This window comes from Rhodoferax sp. (assembly GCF_044236835.1).
Classification (GTDB): domain Bacteria; phylum Pseudomonadota; class Gammaproteobacteria; order Burkholderiales; family Burkholderiaceae_C; genus Allorhodoferax.
In genome coordinates, this window is the sequence record NZ_JBIIGC010000002.1 from 226,781 (window position 1) to 242,646 (window position 15,866).

The window sequence follows — 15,866 nt, forward strand, 5'->3', positions numbered from 1 at the left end:
CCAGCCATTGCGCGATGGCGTGAACCGATGAAGCAGATTGCGCTGGACATCGGTCTCTCGGTTGGCCCCAGCCTAGCCAATTTTTTCATCGGCCCCAACAGCGCAGTGCTTGCGCATCTAGCCCAGTGGCTGAACGCCCAGGCCACTGGCAACAGCAGCCAGCCTGTGCCGACTTACCTGTGGGGCCCACAGGGCAGTGGCAAATCCCATTTGCTGCGGGCAGTGCGCGAGGGCCTGCGGGCCCAGGGGGCGCGGGTGGGCTGGCTCGATTCGGGTGTGCTCGACGCGCCCGAGTTCGACGAGCGGTGGGCTGCGGTGCTGATGGACGATGTGGACCGCTACACGTCTGCGCAGCAGCACACCGCTTTCAACTGGTTTGTGCGGGCACAGACCGTGCAGCGGCCGGTGCTGGCCGCCGGTGCCACCGCCCCGGTGGACCTGCCCTTGCGCGACGATTTGCGGACCCGGCTGGGTTGGGGCCATGTATTGGGCCTGCAGCTGCTCAATGAGCCCGAACGCCGTGCCGTGTTGCGCCAGGCAGCCGATGCGCGCGGCGTGTTTTTGGGCGACGAGGTGATGGATTTCATGCTCACCCGCTTCGCGCGCGACCTGGGCAGCTTGATGGAGCTGCTCGAACTTCTGGACGGCTACAGCCTGCAAACCCAACGGGCGATCACCGTCCCTCTGATCAAATCCATGATGGATAACTCCTGATGCAAAACACACACACCACAGCGCGACCACGACTGGCACTTTTTGACCTCGACCACACCCTGATTCCGTTCGACTCCGACTACTCCTGGGGCGAGTTCACTAGCCGTCTGGGCTGGAACGACCCGGAGGCCTTCAAGCGCCAGAACGACGCGTTTTACGCCGACTACAAGGCCGGCACGCTCGACATCCATGCCTACTGCCGATTTGCCACTGCCGCCATCGTGCGCCAAGGCGAGGCCGCATCAGTGGCGGCGCATGCCCGCTACATGGAGGAGGTCGTCAAAAAGGGTTTACTCCCCCAGGCGCTGGCGCTGGTGCAGTCACACCAGGCGGCCGGCGACACGGTAGTCATCATCACCGCCACCAACGAGTTTGTGACCCGACCGATCGCGCAGGCTTTTGGCGTGTCTGAGTTATTGGGCGTTGCCTTGGCGCGTGACGATGCGCCAGGCGGTACCGGCTGGTACACCGGCGAGATTGCTGGCGTCCCCTCGTTTCGAGAAGGCAAGGTGCGACGCATGGAAGAGTGGATGGCCGCGCGCGGCCTGGACTGGAGCGCAGTCCACACCACCTTCTACTCCGACTCCATCAACGATGTGCCGCTCCTGGAGCGCGCCGACGTGCCGGTGGCTACTAACCCTGATGGGCCTCTGCGCGCGCTGGCCACCCAGCGTGGTTGGCGCATACTCGACCTTTTTGCCTGAGGTGCGCCAGCCCCTGCCCAGTACCCTGCAGACTGCCCAAGGACCTTGATTTGATTAAGAAATTCATTGAAAAACTGCTTGGCAGCGCCGGTGCAGGCCGTGCCAGCAAACCCGCTTTCGGCAAACGCGCAGACATCCCCGCAAGCGTGCATGGTATCGACCGCAGCCTGGTCGACGAGCGCGCTATCAATGTGGTGAGCACCCTGCAGCAGGCCGGGTACGAGGCCTTCATCGTGGGTGGCGCGGTGCGTGACCTGCTGCTGGGTTTGCGTCCCAAAGATTTCGACGTGGCCACCAACGCCACGCCCGAGCAGGTCAAGGGCCTTTTTCGCCGGGCCTTCATCATCGGGCGGCGCTTTCGCATCGTCCACGTGGTGTACGGACGCGGTCGCGAGCACGAGGTGATTGAGGTCTCCACCTTCCGCGCCTACCTGGACAACGCCGCTGCCGAGCAGGTGGCGGGCAACGAAAAAACCAGCAAAAGCGAGTTGGCCGGAATGAAGCACGCGGTCGACTCCACCGGCCGGGTGCTGCGCGACAACGTCTGGGGCCCGCAAGACGAGGACGCCACCCGCCGCGACTTCACCATCAATGCGATGTACTACGACCCGCAAACCGAAGTCGTGGTGGACTACCACAATGGCCTCAAAGACGCGAAAGCCCGGCTGCTTCGCATGATCGGCGACCCGGCGGCGCGCTACCGCGAAGACCCGGTGCGCACCATCCGGGCGGTGCGTTTCGCCGCAAAGCTCAGCGGTCTGGGCTTCAAGCTCGAAGCCAAGACCGCCGCGCCCCTGGTCAAGTCCAAAGCGCTGTTGGCCGAGGTGCCGCAAAGCCGCCTGTTTGACGAGATGCTCAAGCTCTTGCAAACCGGCCATGCACTGGCCTCGATTGCGCAGCTCCAAGCGCTGGGCATGGCCCGCGGCATCTACCCTCTGCTCGATGTGGTGGTAGAGCGCGCTGAGCAACCGTTTGTCGGCGCCGCCCTCAAAGACACCGACCGCCGCGTCAGCGAAGGCAAGCCGGTGGCGCCCAGCTTCTTGCTGGCCTGTGTGCTGTGGGCCGATGTGCGCGACGGCTGGGCCAGCCGCGTGCAGGCGCGCCAGCCCAGCCACCCAGCGCTGCAGGACGCGATCGAAGATGTGTTCAACGCCCGCATCGGCGACGTTTCCGGGCGCGGCAAGCTGGCCGGCGACATGCGCGAGATCTGGCTGATGCAGCCGCGCTTTGAGAAGCGCATCGGCAGCACGCCGTTTGGTTTGGTCGAGCAGCCGCGCTTTCGCGCATCGTTTGACTTCATGCGCTTGCGTGCCGACGTGGGTGAGGTTGACGAGCTGCTGGCCGACTGGTGGCAGGAGTTCAGCACCGCCGACGACGCCCAACGCCAAGACCTGGTGGACCAAGTGCGCGCCGAGCAGCAAAAGCGCCCCCGCGTGCAGCGCGCCCCGCGCCCGGTCTCGGCTGCCACCCCCGGGCCAGGCAACCTGGCCGACGAGCACCGTGGCCACTCGCTAGAGCGTGGCGACCCGAAAGCGGGGCGCGACCTCCCTGTGGCCGGTCGCAACGGCGCGCCCAGCCAAGGCGGTGGCCCTGCAGACCAAGAGGCCGATTCCAGCGCCCCGTCGGACGGTACAGCTCCGGCACGCAAGCGCCGCCGACGTCGCCGCTCCGGTGCCCACCGGGGCGATGGCGCAGGGACCGATGGTGGCCCCTCGGTCGATGGTCCCGGGTCCGCTGACTGATCCCATGTCGGCTGGCACGTGGGTCGACGCCTTTGTGGGCCTGGGTGCCAACCTGGGTAATGCGCAAGAGGCCGTGTGCGCCGCGGTAGCGGCCATCGGAGCGCTGGACGGTGTGCGCCTCCTTGGCCAGTCCCCGCTGTACGGCAGCGCGCCGGTGGATGCCGGTGGTGGCGATTACGTCAACGCGGTGGTGCGGGTGCAGACCCGCTTGCCGGCGTTGACGCTTTTGCATGCATTGCGCGAAATCGAAGCCCAGGCGGGGCGTGAGCGCCCATTTCGCAACGCGCCGCGCACCCTCGACCTCGACTTGTTGCTCTACGGCGACCAGCGCATCCAGACCGAGGAATTGACGGTGCCGCACCCGCGCATGGCGCAGCGGGCCTTCGTACTGCGCCCACTTGCCGACATTGCGCCCGGGCGGGTGCCCCAATCGCAGTTGGACGCGGTTGCCCACCAGTCGGTTTGGTCGCTGGATCCACGGCCTTGAATGCCCGATGAAGCGCCTGCCTTCACTTAACGCCTTGCGAGCCTTCGCAGCCGCAGCGCAGGAGGGTAGTTTCACCCTGGCTGGTCAGACACTGCATGTGACCCAAGGCGCCATCAGTCGCCAGGTCAAGCAGTTGGAGTCTGACATTGGCGTGGCGCTGTTTGTGCGCAAGCACCAGAAAGTCGAACTCACTGAAGCCGGGCGTGCGCTTGCCTCCACGTTGGGGCGCCTGTTTCATGAGATGGAGCTGGCGGTGCAGCGCGCGGCCGTTGGCAGCCAGCGAAAAATGCTCAAGCTCAATGCGCCGCCCACCTTTGCAACGCGCTGGTTGGCGCCGCGTTTGTCAAATTTTCGGGCGCAATTTCCGCACATTGATCTGTCCATTACCACCGACCGTGTGCAGAGCGTGCGAGAAACACGTGCGCTCGATTGCCTGGTTGTTTTTGGCCAGGAGGCATGGACACAGCTTGCCTGCGAGGCAGTGATGCAAGAGCGCCACATCATGGTCAGCAGCCCCAAGCTTTGGGTGCAAGGTGAGCCGCCATCGCTAACGCAGGCCACCTTGCTGCATGTGCTGGATGGAGATCAGCGCATTCCGGTGTGGGAACAGTGGATCGCCCTGCATGGCCCACGCGAACTCGATGCCCGCCCAGGTTTGAATTTCAGCACCCTCGACCAAGCCATCAACGCAGCCATCACCGGAGCGGGCGTGGTGGTGGTGGACGCGGCGATGATCGTGCGCGAGTTGAAATCGGGTGAATTGTTGCGCCACAACAGTCTTGAGGTTGCCGGTCCCCATGGCTACTGGTTTTTGGAGGCACCCGGGCGGACCTCGGCCACGGCGCAGGTGGCGCAGTTCAAGACCTGGCTGATGGAGCAGGCGCGTCAGGCGCAGCGCGCCAGCCTGCCCACACCAGACTCGCGCTGACTGCCAACAAGACCACGGCGCCCCCGACCAGGCTTTGCCAACCCACTTGCTCACCAAGCAGCAGATACGCCCACAGCGGCGCCAGCGGAATTTCGATCATGCACAGCACGGAGGCCAGCACGGGCTTGATGCGGCGTACCCCCAGCAGATAGAAGCCAAAGCCCACGCCAATATTCAAGAAACCGTACAGCCAAAGCCAACCCAAATCATGCATGCTGGTCTGCATGAAACTGGCAAACGGCGCCATGGCCAATGCAGACAAAAAAGCGCCCATGTAAGTGACCTTGACCATCCGCGCATCGGGAAAGCGCTTGATGCCCACAGTCATCAGACCAAACAGCAAAGTGGCGGAAAAACTCATCAGGGTTCCCACAATGCTTTGCAACGACGCCTGTCCCCACAGAATAATGCCGACACCCACGGCCACCAAGGCCGAGCACAGAACATCCGCACGCTGGATGCGGGTGCGCAGCAGCAGCGCTGACAGCAGCACTGTCACGGTAGGAAATGCACCGTAGACAAAGACGACATCGGCAATCGGCGCGAAGTAGAAAGCGGCAATGAATGTGACCATGGCCGCAGCACTCATGGCCGACATGCCCCACTCGGCTGGCGTGAGTTGCCACAGTGACGCAACGGGCTTGCCGTGGTTCAGGACCAGTTGAAACGCCAGCACCGACAAGCCGCCAAGCGCTGAGCGCCAGAATAAGGTGGTGAATACATCGGTGCTGACAAGCCGGGGAAACAGCCCCGCGGTACTCCAAGAGAGTGCGGCCAAGGCGGTCAGAACAATGCCCTGAACCAGTGCGCCGCGTTCGGTCCGGTCAGTCATGGGTGCCTGCATACGCTATCGCGCACCCTGCAGCGCGCTTTGTTGCGAACCCAGACCCATGGGGCCGCCGGGGGAACACAGGTGCTGCAAGCGCTCAGGCAGCGGCCCGCGTCGCCAGCACTTCGTCAAGCCAGTCCACTCGCATTTCGGGCACGGCAGTGATCAGCTTTTGGGTGTAGGCGTGCTCGGGGTTGTCGAAGATTTTGTCGGTGTGATCGAAGGCCACGAATTGGCCCTGCAGCATGACCGCAGTGCGGTGGGCGATGCGGTGCACCACGTCCAGGTCGTGGGTGATGAGCACGTACGACAGGCCGAGTTCGCGCTGCAACTTGCGCAGCAGCGTCAAGATCTCTTCGGCCACCAGCGGGTCCAGGGCCGAGGTGGGTTCGTCGAGGATGATCAAGTCCGGTTTGGCCGCCAGCGCCCGTGCAATGCAGACACGCTGCTTTTGGCCGCCAGACAACTGGCCCGGGCGGCGCTCCAAAAAGTCCACTGGCAACTCCACCAGCGCCATCAGTTCTTTGGCACGCGCCAGCACTTCTTTGCGACCCAGACCGAAGTAAAACTGCACTGGCCGGCCCACGATATCGAGCAGGCTTTGGCGTGGGTTGATGGCCACGTCCGGAATTTGGTAGACCAATTGGATGCGGCGCTTCAGTTCCTTGCTGCGGGCCTTGAGCGCGCCGGGCAGCGCCTTGCCCTGGAACACGATGGAGCCACTCTTGGGCGGCAGCAAGCCGGTGACCACCCGCGCCAGCGTCGACTTGCCCGAGCCGGACTCGCCCACCACCGCCACGGTTTCTCCCAGCTTCACATCCAGCGACACGCCGCGTACCACATGGAAGTCGCCGTAGTAGGCGTGGCAGTCCTGGATGGACAGCACCGAGGTATCGGCTTGCACGGTGGCGGGCGAGGCGCGCTCGCTGGCCGCAGCGCCGCGCACGGCCACCAGTCGGGCGGTGTAGTCCTTGGTAGCGTGGTGCAGGATTTGGTCGGTGGCGCCTTCTTCCACCTCTTTGCCGTGGCGCAGCACTTTGATGCGGTCGGCCACCTGGGCTACCACGGCCAGGTCGTGGGTGATGTAAAGCGCTGCGGTGTTGTACTCGCGGATCAGCGACTTGAGCAGGATGAGCACTTCGATTTGCGTGGTCACATCCAGCGCGGTGGTGGGTTCGTCCAGCACCAGCACGTCGGGCCGGCAGGACATGGCCATGGCCGCCATGGCGCGCTGCAACTGGCCTCCCGAGGCTTGGTGCGGGTAGCGTGCGCCGAAGTTTTGCGGGTCGGGTAAATCCAGCGAGGTGAACAGCTCGCGCGCCCAGGCTTCGGCCTCGGTGCGGGTCATCAGCTTGTGGATGAGTGGCGCTTCGCAGACCTGGTCCATCAGCGTGTGCGAGGGGTTGAAGGCTGCCGTGGCCGACTGCGCGATGTAGGCGATGCGTTTGCCGCGCATCTGGCGGCGGCCGTCGGCATCCAAGGTGCGGATGTCGGTACCGCCCAGCACGATTTGTCCGGCGGCAATGTGCACACCGGCGCGGGCGTAGCCCATGCTGGCCAGGCCAATGGTGGACTTTCCCGCGCCGCTCTCGCCAATCAGGCCCAGCACCTCGCCTTTTTTGAGCTGCAGGTCCACGTTGTCCACGATGGTGTTGCCCGCAATGCTTTCGAGCCGCAGGCCCTTGATTTGCAGAATGAGGGAGTCGTTCATGCCAGCGGTGCTTTCTTAAAGTTCGGCCTGTGCGCCAGAGGGGCGGGCGTCGATGGACAGCATCCAGTCCACCACCAGGTTGACCGATACGGTCAAGAGGGCAATTGCGGTCGCGGGGTAGATCGGGGCCATCATGCCGAAGTTGATGGCTGCAGCGTTCTCACGCACCATGCCACCGAGATCGGCGTACGGCGGCTGAATGCCCAGGCCCAGGAACGACAGGCCGGCAATGAACAGGAAGTTGAAGCAAAAGCGCAGGCCAAACTCGGAGACCAGCGGTGCCCAGGCGTTGGGCAAAATCTCGCGGCTGATCACCCACCACAGGCCCTCGCCACGCAAACGGGCGGCCTCCACGTATTCCATCACCGACAGGTTCATGCCCAACGCGCGTGCCAGGCGGAACACGCGCGTGGAGTCCAGCACCGCGATGGTGAGTATGAGCACCGGGATGCTGGAGCCTGCAGCGCCCAGAATAATGAGCGCGAAGATCAGCCCGGGTATGGACAACATCGTATCTACCAAGCGGGTGAAAAACGTGTCCACCCAGCCACCCAACACCGCACTGATAAAGCCGATAACGATGCCAATGGCAAACGACACCAGGGTAATGGTCAGTGCCACGCCAATCGTCATGCGCGAGCCGTACATGATGCGGGTGAGCATGTCCCGCCCAATCTGGTCGGCACCCAGCCACATGGCTTTGGAGGGCTCGTCCCAGGTGCCGCCGATGTTGGCCGATTCGGGGTAGGGCGCGATCCAGGGGGTGAACAGCGCGATGAACAGAAAAATGCCGATCACCACCAAGCCGAACAGGGCCGAGGGCGTGAGTTTGTGTCCCAGAAGTTTCATGGTGCAGGTCCTTGATTTACCGCTTGTGCCGCAGCCGGGGGTTGACCAGGATGACCAAGATGTCGGCCAAGGTGTTGAGTAGCACGAACACCGTGGCAAACACCAGGCCGCAGGCCTGAATGACGGGGAAGTCGCGCTTGGCCACCGCATCCACCATGAGCTGCCCCAGGCCAGGGTAGACAAACACTGCCTCAATCACCACCACACCCACCACCAGGTAGGCCAGGTTGAGCGCCACCACGGTGATGATGGGCGCGGCCGCATTCGGCAGCGCGTGGCGGGTGATGACGCGCTGGCGGCGCGCGCCTTTGAGGAAGGCCATCTCGATATAGGGCGTGGACATGACCGCGAGTACCGAGCTGCGGGTCATGCGCAGCATGTGGGCGGCTACCAGCAATGTGAGCGTGATAGCCGGCAGCGTGGTCTGGTAGATCCGGTCCGACAGGGGCATGTCCGGAAACACGGTGGACAGCGACGGGAACCAGGTGAACTTGACCGCCATGAAAATGATCAGCAGGTAGGCCACGAAGAACTCAGGCAGCGAGATGGCCACCAAGGTGCTGATGTTGGAGAGCTTGTCGGAGAGCTTGCCCTCGTTGATGGCGGAGTAAACCCCCAGGCCCACGGCCAGCGGAATGGCGATCAGCGCCGCGTAACCCGCCAGAAACAGGGTGTTGGCCAGTCGCGGCATGATTTCGTCGACGATGACGCGCTTGTTGGTCAGCGCAACGCCCAGGTCGCCTTGCAAGGCACCCACCAACCAGTTCCAGTAGCGCAGGTAGGCTGGCAGATCCAGCCCCAGCTCCTTGCGAAAAATGACCAACGCTTCGGGTGTGGCGCCTTGGCCGAGCACCGCCGAGGCGACGTCGCCAGGCAGGATTTCGGTGCACACGAAGATCAGGATCGACACTGCAAACAGGGTCAGCACCCCTAGCAGCAGACGGTTGCGTATCAGCTTGAGCATGGCGTATTCACTTGTTGGGTTTGTTCTAGGCGGACACCGCAGATTGCGCGCAAGAACCGCGCCACTCTTAAGGTGCCAGCGCCAAAAACCAAAAAGCGGGGCGGGTACAAGCCCGGCCCCGCTTCTCAGACGGCAGTGCGCAACTTAAGCGAACCAGCCCTTTTCGGCAATGCGCTGGTCACCCAGGTCGTAGCGGCCCGAGATGGTCAGGCCTTGCAGCTTGGTGCTGCAGGCGTCCAGGTAGTCTTGCACTGCGAAGCACACCATGCCGGAGTTCTGGCTGATGAGTTCTTGGCAGCGTGCATACATGGCAGCGCGCTTGGCTTGGTCCAGCTCCACGCGGGCGCCCACCAGCAGACGCTCGAATTCGGCGTTGTTGAAGCGGGTGTCGTTCCAGGTGGTATTGGCCTTGAAGGTGCTGGTGAGCTGGTTGTCGATGGTGGGACGGTTGCCCCAGTACACCGCGCAGAACGGCGCCTTGAGCCAGACGTTGTCCCAGTAGCCGTCGCCAGAGACGCGCTTGAGGTCGAGCTTGATGCCAGCCTTGGAGAGCGATTCTTGGAAGATCACGCCCGAGTCAGTCGCACCGGAGAAGGCGCCTTCGGACACTTGCAGTTCGATGGGCGAGGTCACGCCAGCCTTGGCGAAGTGGAACTTGGCCTTGTCTGGGTCGTAGGTGTTGAGCTTTTGCTTGGCGTCGAAGAACTTCATCTTCGTGCCCACGGTGTGGTCGTTGCCGATGGAGGCATAGCCCGAAAACACGTTGTCCACAATCTTCTTGCGGTCGATTCCGTGCTTGAGCGCCATCATCAGGTCGGGCTTGTTGTAGGGATCTTTGTCGGTGTGGGCGACGAAGGCGAAGCGGTTGCCCATGCCGGGGGTGCGGCTCAGGCGCAGTGCGTTGTTGCGCTCCAGCAGGCGGGCGGTCTTGGGGTCGACGCGGTTGATAGCGTCCACTTGGCCGGTGACCAGCGCCTGGGTGCGTGCAGCGGCGTCGCCGATGTAGCGCAGTTCGACGCGGTCAAAGTTGCCGCGGTTGGGCTTCCAGTAGTTGCCTGCCTTGCGCTTGAAGGTCGCGCGCACGCCGGGCTGGAACTCTTCGAGGGTGAAGGCGCCGGTGCCATCGGGCTTGGAGAAATCGGTGTAGCCGTTGGGCACCACGATGATGTGGTAGTCGCTCAGGTTGAACGGCAAGTCCACATTGCCGTTGGTCATGGTGATTTGCACCTGGGTGGGCGACAGCTTTTTGATTTCCTTGATGTCGGCCAGCAGCGCCTTGGCGGGCGATTTGGTTTCGCCGCGGTGCATATTGAGCGAGTAGATGACGTCATCGGCATCTAGCGTCTTGCCCGAGGTGAAGGTGATGCCCTTGCGGACATTGAAGGTCCAGTCGGTGGCGCCGGGCTTGACGTCCCAGCTTTCGAACAGCTCGCCGGTGGCGTCGCCGTTGTCAGCCACTTCAACCAGGTTGTTCCACAGCATCAGGCTCATGGCAATCGGGATGGAGTCTGCGTAGGTGCGGGGATCCAGGCTGTCGGAGGGCGAGCCGCCTTCCATGCCCAGGCGCAAAGTGCCGCCCTTCTTGGGTGTGCCCTGCGCCATGGCGGGCATGGCACCGAAGGTGGCCGAGAGACCGATTGCGGATGCACCCAGAATCAGTTGACGACGGTCGAGGACGATGCCCGATTCGGTTGTGGTTTCGACGTTAGCCATGTGTAGAGATCTCCAGTCCAAACAGATTGATGTAACAGTTCCTGATTCGCTGACCGCCGAGGCAGTGTGAACCTGGTAGCCCGAGGGCAAGCGGCTTTGCTCTCAAGGCGCATAGTAAAGCAATAGTTTGCGGTTCTCGACAAGAAAGCATCCGCATATTCCCTTAGTTTTGGGGGCCACTTTTTGGGGTGCTGCGCAGTCCAAAAAAGTGCGCCGCGCGCATGGCGAAAAGTGCGTCGCAAAGCCGGTGCAAGACGTCGCGAATGGCTAAGAATTTGCACCGAACTGTGCTAGCTGTTCGGTGCTTTTCCGCACGCGATCCAGCCGGGTCCGGCGCGGTCTGCGCCATTTGGCGTACGCCGGTGCAGCGGCCTCAGTTGAGATTGCGTTTGACGCGCGTGTCCCAATCGCGGCTGAAGACCAATACGTCGTTCTCATAGGCTTCGAGCCGACCGGTGATGTGCCAGTGCGTTTTGCTGGCGGTCATTGCGCTATAGGTTTCGGAGCGCACTTTCCAGTCGCCGCGGCTGCGCTCTTCGGTCCAATGGCAGGACTGCTTGGCCGACAGCGGATCGCCGGGCAGGATGCTGTAGCTCTCGCGCCCGCAAGCCCAGGTGGTCAAGTCCAGGTCGGCGATGGTGTTGCGGCCAAAGTCATCCACGATGGTCAGGCGCGTCTCGCCAGTGGCTTGGTCGCGGGTGAGCTCGCGCCGGTTGAAGGCCTTGCTGTGGGTCACCTGCTTCACCGGCGCCGCTGCCTCGGGCGCGGCAAAAGTGGGCGCGGTCTCACGGCGCTTGGCACGCACCGGCAGATCGATGCAAGTGGCAGCGGTGTGCACCTGCAGGGTCACCGGCTCGGGCGCGGGCCAGACCATGGGCCAGTAGCTGGTGGACAAAGACACCCGCAGTTTGTGGCCCTTGGGCACGTTGCAGGCGACGTCGTCGAGTTGGATTTTGACGGTGTAAACCTTGCCCGGCTCCAAGGCTTGCGGGTGTTCGTGGCCGTCGCGGTGGCACAGGTTGAACACGGCGTAGCTCAGACGCGATACCGCGCCGTCCGGCCACACCGCGTTGAGGCGCACCGCTACGTTGGCCACCGGCTTGTCGGCGCTGAATTTCAGGGTGAGTTCGGGCGCACCCACCAAGTCGATGGGCTGGGCCAGGGGCTCGCTGTCAAAGGTGAGCGAACCGGCGTCGTCGTTGCGCTGGTCGCCTGCAAATTCGGGCCCGAGCCAGATGATGCAGTACTCGCCGCCATCACCACCCACGTTCTGCGGGGATTGGTGGGGTTGCTGGGTGGCACGGCCTTTGTCGCGCGCGAGGCCGTTGGCATTGAGGTACCAGCGCTGCACTTCGCCCTTGTCAAACGGCCATTGCGAGTCGCTCACCCAGCGTCCATCGATGTGCGCCACCGAGCCACCGGGGCGCCCCAGCGCCATGATGTAGGTGCGAAACGCCGGGTCCTTTTCCACCCGCGTGTCCACGCCTTTGAGCCAGCGGTCCCACCAACGCAGCGCCTCTTGCAAAAAGCCAATGCGCGGCTCGGGCACTGCAAAGTGCGGGTACTTGTGCGCCCAGGGGCCGATGATGCCTTTGGCCGGTGACTTCAAGTTACCCACCAGCCTAGGCACCGCGTTGGTGTAGGCATCGTTCCAACCGCCCACGGCCAGCACCGCAGCTTGGATGGCACTGAAGTCCTCGTTGACCGAGCCGTGCTTCCAGTAGTCGTCGCGGTGCGGGTGCTTGAGCCACTCAATCGCCAGCAGAGGCTGGTGCTTTAGACGATTTAACCAGTCCGCGCGCCAGCCTTCACCCACGATGGCCGGGTCGGCCGGGCGCGAGGAGTACGCAAACATAGTGGCCGACCAACCCAGGTTTTCGTTGAGCAGGCAGCCGCCTTTGTAGTGGATGTCGTCGGTGTAGCGGTCGTCTGTGGAGCACAGGGTGATGATGGCCTTGAGCCCCTCGGGGCGCATGGCGGCGACCTGCAGGCTGTTGAAGCCGCCCCAGGAAATGCCCATCATGCCGACGTTGCCGCTGCACCAGCTTTGCTGACGCAACCAGGCAATCACATCACAGGCGTCGTCGAGTTCGCGCTGGGTGTACTCGTCAAACAGCAAGCCCTCGGAGTCGCCATTGCCGCGCATGTCGACGCGCACGCAGGCATAGCCGTGGCCGGCCAGGTACGGATGGGTGAGCGCGTCGCGCACATGGGTGCCATCGCGTTTGCGGTACGGCAGGTACTCGAGGATGGCGGGGACGGGGTGTTGGTCTGCGTCAGCGGGGAGCCAGATGCGTGCGGCCAGGCGGGTGCCGTCGGGCAGGGTGATGAAGGTGTTGTCGATTTCGCGGACTTTGCGCGGAAATTTTTTGACCGTTTTCATCGTTGGCTCCTTTTGCAACCCGTGGCGTTGAAGTTTGTTCGGTGATTCTGCTGAAATCCCCATGCCCAGCGCAGTCCCGCGCGTCTTCGTTTCCTTACACCCGCGCCGGCGTATGCGTCATGTCCAGGTGCAGCGCGTTGCCCACGTAGGGGTTGGCCAGGGCCACGGCCTCGTTCAGTTCCACGCCCAAACCGGGTGCGGTGGGCGGGATGATGTAGCCGTCTTGCCATTCGATTCCCTTGGTGAGAATTTCCGAATGGAAACCCTTCCAGTCCAGAATGCTTTCTTGAATCAGGAAGTTCGGGCTGCAGGTGGCCAGTTGCACATTGGCTGCGCCCACCACCGGGCCGCAGTAGAGGTGCGGCGCGATTTGCACGTGGTAGGCCTCGGCCATGGACGCGATTTTTTTGCCTTCCAAGATGCCGCCCACGCGGCCCAGGTTCATTTGCAAAATGGCGGCGGCGCCTTCTTCGAGCACCCGCAAAAATTCCCACTTGGTTGTCAAACGCTCGCCTGCCGCCACGGGGATCGAGGTGCCGCGTGCCACCTTGCCCATCTCTTTCTGGTTGTCCGGTGGGATTGGCTCTTCGAGCCACAACGGGTCGTACTTTTCCAGTCGCTTGGCCAGCCGGATGGCACCGGCTGCCGTCATCTGGCCATGGGTGCCAAACAGCAGGTCAGCCTTGCTGCCTACGGCCTCGCGTAGCAGCTTGCAAAAGCGCTCCGAGCGGTCGAGTTCGGTCAGCGACAGCTGGCGCCCGTCGTACACCGTATAAGGCCCGGCCGGGTCGAACTTCACCGCGGTGAAGCCCATGGCGATGTACTCCTGCGCGCGCTCGGCGGCCAGCACCGGGTCGGCGTACACGTCGGTCTTGTCACCGGGCTTGGGGTAGATGTAGGTGTAGCTGCGCAGCGCTTCGTGCACCTGGCCGCCCAGCAGTTTGTAGACTGGCTTGTTGAGGTCTTTGCCCACGATGTCCCAACAGGCCATCTCGATGGCGCTGAGGATGCCCATCATGGTGGTGTCCGGCCGGTGGATGAAGCCACCGCCGTAGACGCTGCGCCAGATTTTTTCGATGTCAAACGGCTCTTTGCCCACCACATAGCGCTCCACCACGTCCTTGACCATCTGCGCCACCACATCGGGATGGAAGGGCAAGTTGTACACCTCGCCCAGGCCCTCGATGCCGTTGTCGGTGATGAGCTTGATAAACACAAAGTAGCGCCCGCCGAAGCCCGGAGGCGGGTTGCCGACGACGAAAGTTTTAACGTCTTTGATTTTCATGGAGTGATTTCCTCAAGGTAAGCGCAAAAAGGTTTCGCCGCCGGGCCGCCCCAAGGCGAAACGCACCCCCTCGGGGGGCAGCGCAGCACACGGAGTGGCAAGCGTGGGGGCCATGTTCATAGGCCGTTGATGATCTTGTACTCAATAAAGTCGTGCAACCCAAAGCGGCCCCACTCGCGGCCGTTGCCGCTTTGCTTGTAGCCGCCAAAGGGGTTGCAGTACTCGTTGCCCGAGGCGTTGACCGACACATTGCCCGCGCGCAGGCGCTTGGCTACGCGGCGGGCGCGCTCTGCATTGCCGGTGCTGAGGTAGGCGGCCAGGCCATAGGGCGTGTCGTTGGCGATGCGGATGGCGTCTTCTTCGGTGTCGAAGGGGATGATGCACAGCACCGGGCCAAAAATTTCCTGCCGCGCAATCGCCATGTCGTTGTGCACATCGGCAAAGATGGTGGGGCGCACGAAGTAGCCCTTCTCGAACCCCTCGGGCCGTCCGGGACCGCCCACGATGGCGCGCGCACGGCTGTCCATACCGAGTTGGATGAAACGGTTGACTGTGTCGAACTGGCGGCGCATGGCCAAGGGGCCGATCACATCGCCGCGCTCGGTGGGTTGCGCCACCTTGACGCTTGCGCCCACCCGCTTGGCAATCTCTACGGCCTGCGCATACACGCTGCGTTCCACCAGCATGCGGGTGGGCGCGTTGCACGACTGGCCGGTGTTGTTGAAGCACTTGCGCACGCCGCGCGACACAGCCTCTTCGAGGTCGCAGTCGGCAAAAATCAGGTTGGGCGACTTGCCGCCCAGCTCTTGCACCACCCGCTTGACGGTATCGGCCGCCGCCTTGGCCACCGAGATGCCCGCGCCCGTGGAGCCAGTGAACGACACCATGTCCACCTCGGGGTGCGCGCACAGCGCGCTGCCCACCAACGGGCCGTCGCCAAACACCATATTGAACACGCCTTCGGGGTAGCCGGCCTCGTGCACGTACTCGGCGACCAGCTTGGCTGAAAGCGGTGCGAACTCGCTGGGCTTGAGCACCACGGTGCAGCCGGTCAGTAGCGCGGGCGCCAGCTTGGCCACCACCTGGTTCATGGGCCAGTTCCAAGGCGTGATCAGCACGCACACGCCCACCGGCTCGCAGCGCAGCAGGCCTTTGCCGCTGGGCGCTTCAAACGCAAAGGTCTTGGCCGCCTCCAGCGTGGCTTGGATGTGGCCGGGGCCACACTCCGCCTGCGAGTCGTAGGCCAAGTCCCATGGCGCGCCCATTTCGGTGCTGATGGCCTGTGCCATTTCGGTGTAGCGGCGCTCAAACACCGACTGCAGTTTTTGCAGCAGGGCGGTGCGGTGCTCGAGTGTGGTCTGGCTGTAGGCGTCGAACGCAGCGCGTGCCGCTTGTACGGCGCGGTCGGCATCGCGTACGCCACCCATCACCACTTCGCCCACCACGCCCTCGGTGGCCGGATTGACGATGGGGTGGGGCGTGCCAGGCTCCAGCGCTTCGACCCACTGGCCGCCGATGTAAAAGTTGCAATGTGTCATGGGGGCTCCGGAGGTTTCA

At 63.3% G+C, this 15,866-nt stretch carries 13 protein-coding genes; 5 read left to right on the plus strand and 8 right to left on the minus strand.

Translation table 11 applies throughout. The features are described from left to right. Window positions 1-27: 27 nt before the first annotated feature. The 5 genes from hda to ACILRC_RS02710 are packed head-to-tail and all read left to right on the plus strand — an operon-like array spanning window position 28 to window position 4,575. Window positions 28-714, plus strand: coding sequence for a DnaA regulatory inactivator Hda (hda, locus tag ACILRC_RS02690; RefSeq protein ID WP_395667798.1), 687 nt, complete (start codon window positions 28-30; stop codon window positions 712-714). Beyond that, window positions 714-1,418: an HAD family hydrolase gene (locus tag ACILRC_RS02695; protein ID WP_395667799.1), complete on the plus strand. Its 705-nt coding sequence runs from the start codon at window positions 714-716 to the stop codon at window positions 1,416-1,418. Before hda ends, ACILRC_RS02695 begins: the two co-directional genes overlap by 1 nt. A 50-nt stretch (window positions 1,419-1,468) precedes the next feature. Continuing rightward, window positions 1,469-3,160: a polynucleotide adenylyltransferase PcnB gene (gene pcnB / locus ACILRC_RS02700; RefSeq protein ID WP_395667800.1), complete on the plus strand. Its 1,692-nt coding sequence runs from the start codon at window positions 1,469-1,471 to the stop codon at window positions 3,158-3,160. Window positions 3,161-3,164: 4 nt separating this feature from the next. After that, on the plus strand, window positions 3,165-3,647 hold the full coding sequence (gene folK, locus ACILRC_RS02705) for a 2-amino-4-hydroxy-6-hydroxymethyldihydropteridine diphosphokinase (RefSeq protein ID WP_395667801.1): 483 nt from the start codon (window positions 3,165-3,167) through the stop codon (window positions 3,645-3,647). Between the two features lie 7 nt (window positions 3,648-3,654). Continuing rightward, a complete protein-coding gene (locus tag ACILRC_RS02710) occupies window positions 3,655-4,575 on the plus strand; it encodes a LysR substrate-binding domain-containing protein (RefSeq protein WP_395667802.1) in 921 nt (306 codons plus the stop codon). Here ACILRC_RS02710 and ACILRC_RS02715 read toward each other — a convergent pair. From ACILRC_RS02715 to ACILRC_RS02750, 8 genes are all read right to left on the minus strand, one after another. After that, window positions 4,505-5,407 carry a DMT family transporter gene (locus ACILRC_RS02715; protein ID WP_395667803.1) on the minus strand — a complete coding sequence of 301 codons (903 nt, stop codon included), beginning with the start codon at window positions 5,405-5,407 and terminating at the stop codon, window positions 4,505-4,507. The two genes, ACILRC_RS02710 and ACILRC_RS02715, sit on opposite strands and share 71 nt — an antisense overlap. A 94-nt stretch (window positions 5,408-5,501) precedes the next feature. After that, the gene (locus tag ACILRC_RS02720; RefSeq protein WP_395667804.1) at window positions 5,502-7,115 is read right to left on the minus strand and encodes an ABC transporter ATP-binding protein; all 1,614 of its coding nucleotides are present in this window, start codon (window positions 7,113-7,115) and stop codon (window positions 5,502-5,504) included. A 15-nt stretch (window positions 7,116-7,130) separates the two neighbouring features. Further along, a complete protein-coding gene (locus tag ACILRC_RS02725; protein ID WP_395667805.1) occupies window positions 7,131-7,964 on the minus strand; it encodes an ABC transporter permease in 834 nt (277 codons plus the stop codon). 16 nt (window positions 7,965-7,980) lie between these two features. Continuing rightward, a complete protein-coding gene (locus ACILRC_RS02730) occupies window positions 7,981-8,928 on the minus strand; it encodes an ABC transporter permease (RefSeq protein ID WP_395667806.1) in 948 nt (315 codons plus the stop codon). Window positions 8,929-9,072: 144 nt separating this feature from the next. Continuing rightward, complete coding sequence (locus ACILRC_RS02735; protein ID WP_395667807.1) at window positions 9,073-10,641, minus strand: ABC transporter substrate-binding protein; 1,569 nt, start codon at window positions 10,639-10,641, stop codon at window positions 9,073-9,075. Window positions 10,642-11,014: 373 nt separating this feature from the next. Next, entirely contained in the window at window positions 11,015-13,024 is a 2,010-nt protein-coding gene (locus ACILRC_RS02740; RefSeq protein ID WP_395667808.1) for a CocE/NonD family hydrolase, read from the minus strand. A gap of 94 nt (window positions 13,025-13,118) precedes the next feature. After that, window positions 13,119-14,309: a mandelate racemase/muconate lactonizing enzyme family protein gene (locus tag ACILRC_RS02745; protein ID WP_395667809.1), complete on the minus strand. Its 1,191-nt coding sequence runs from the start codon at window positions 14,307-14,309 to the stop codon at window positions 13,119-13,121. A 116-nt stretch (window positions 14,310-14,425) separates the two neighbouring features. Then, a complete protein-coding gene (locus ACILRC_RS02750; protein WP_395667810.1) occupies window positions 14,426-15,847 on the minus strand; it encodes an aldehyde dehydrogenase family protein in 1,422 nt (473 codons plus the stop codon). Between the last annotated feature and the right edge of the window lie 19 nt (window positions 15,848-15,866).

Excerpts from the sequence above, each read along its gene's own strand:
- hda (WP_395667798.1), top strand. The coding sequence starts at position 28 with ATGAAGCAGATTGCGCTGGACATCGGTCTCTCGGTTGGCCCCAGCCTA.
- ACILRC_RS02695 (WP_395667799.1), top strand. The coding sequence starts at position 714 with ATGCAAAACACACACACCACAGCGCGACCACGACTGGCACTTTTTGAC.
- folK (WP_395667801.1), top strand. The coding sequence starts at position 3,165 with ATGTCGGCTGGCACGTGGGTCGACGCCTTTGTGGGCCTGGGTGCCAAC.
- ACILRC_RS02710 (WP_395667802.1), top strand. The coding sequence starts at position 3,655 with ATGAAGCGCCTGCCTTCACTTAACGCCTTGCGAGCCTTCGCAGCCGCA.
- ACILRC_RS02715 (WP_395667803.1), bottom strand. The coding sequence starts at position 5,407 with ATGACTGACCGGACCGAACGCGGCGCACTGGTTCAGGGCATTGTTCTG.
- ACILRC_RS02720 (WP_395667804.1), bottom strand. The coding sequence starts at position 7,115 with ATGAACGACTCCCTCATTCTGCAAATCAAGGGCCTGCGGCTCGAAAGC.
- ACILRC_RS02725 (WP_395667805.1), bottom strand. The coding sequence starts at position 7,964 with ATGAAACTTCTGGGACACAAACTCACGCCCTCGGCCCTGTTCGGCTTG.
- ACILRC_RS02730 (WP_395667806.1), bottom strand. The coding sequence starts at position 8,928 with ATGCTCAAGCTGATACGCAACCGTCTGCTGCTAGGGGTGCTGACCCTG.
- ACILRC_RS02735 (WP_395667807.1), bottom strand. The coding sequence starts at position 10,641 with ATGGCTAACGTCGAAACCACAACCGAATCGGGCATCGTCCTCGACCGT.
- ACILRC_RS02740 (WP_395667808.1), bottom strand. The coding sequence starts at position 13,024 with ATGAAAACGGTCAAAAAATTTCCGCGCAAAGTCCGCGAAATCGACAAC.
- ACILRC_RS02745 (WP_395667809.1), bottom strand. The coding sequence starts at position 14,309 with ATGAAAATCAAAGACGTTAAAACTTTCGTCGTCGGCAACCCGCCTCCG.
- ACILRC_RS02750 (WP_395667810.1), bottom strand. The coding sequence starts at position 15,847 with ATGACACATTGCAACTTTTACATCGGCGGCCAGTGGGTCGAAGCGCTG.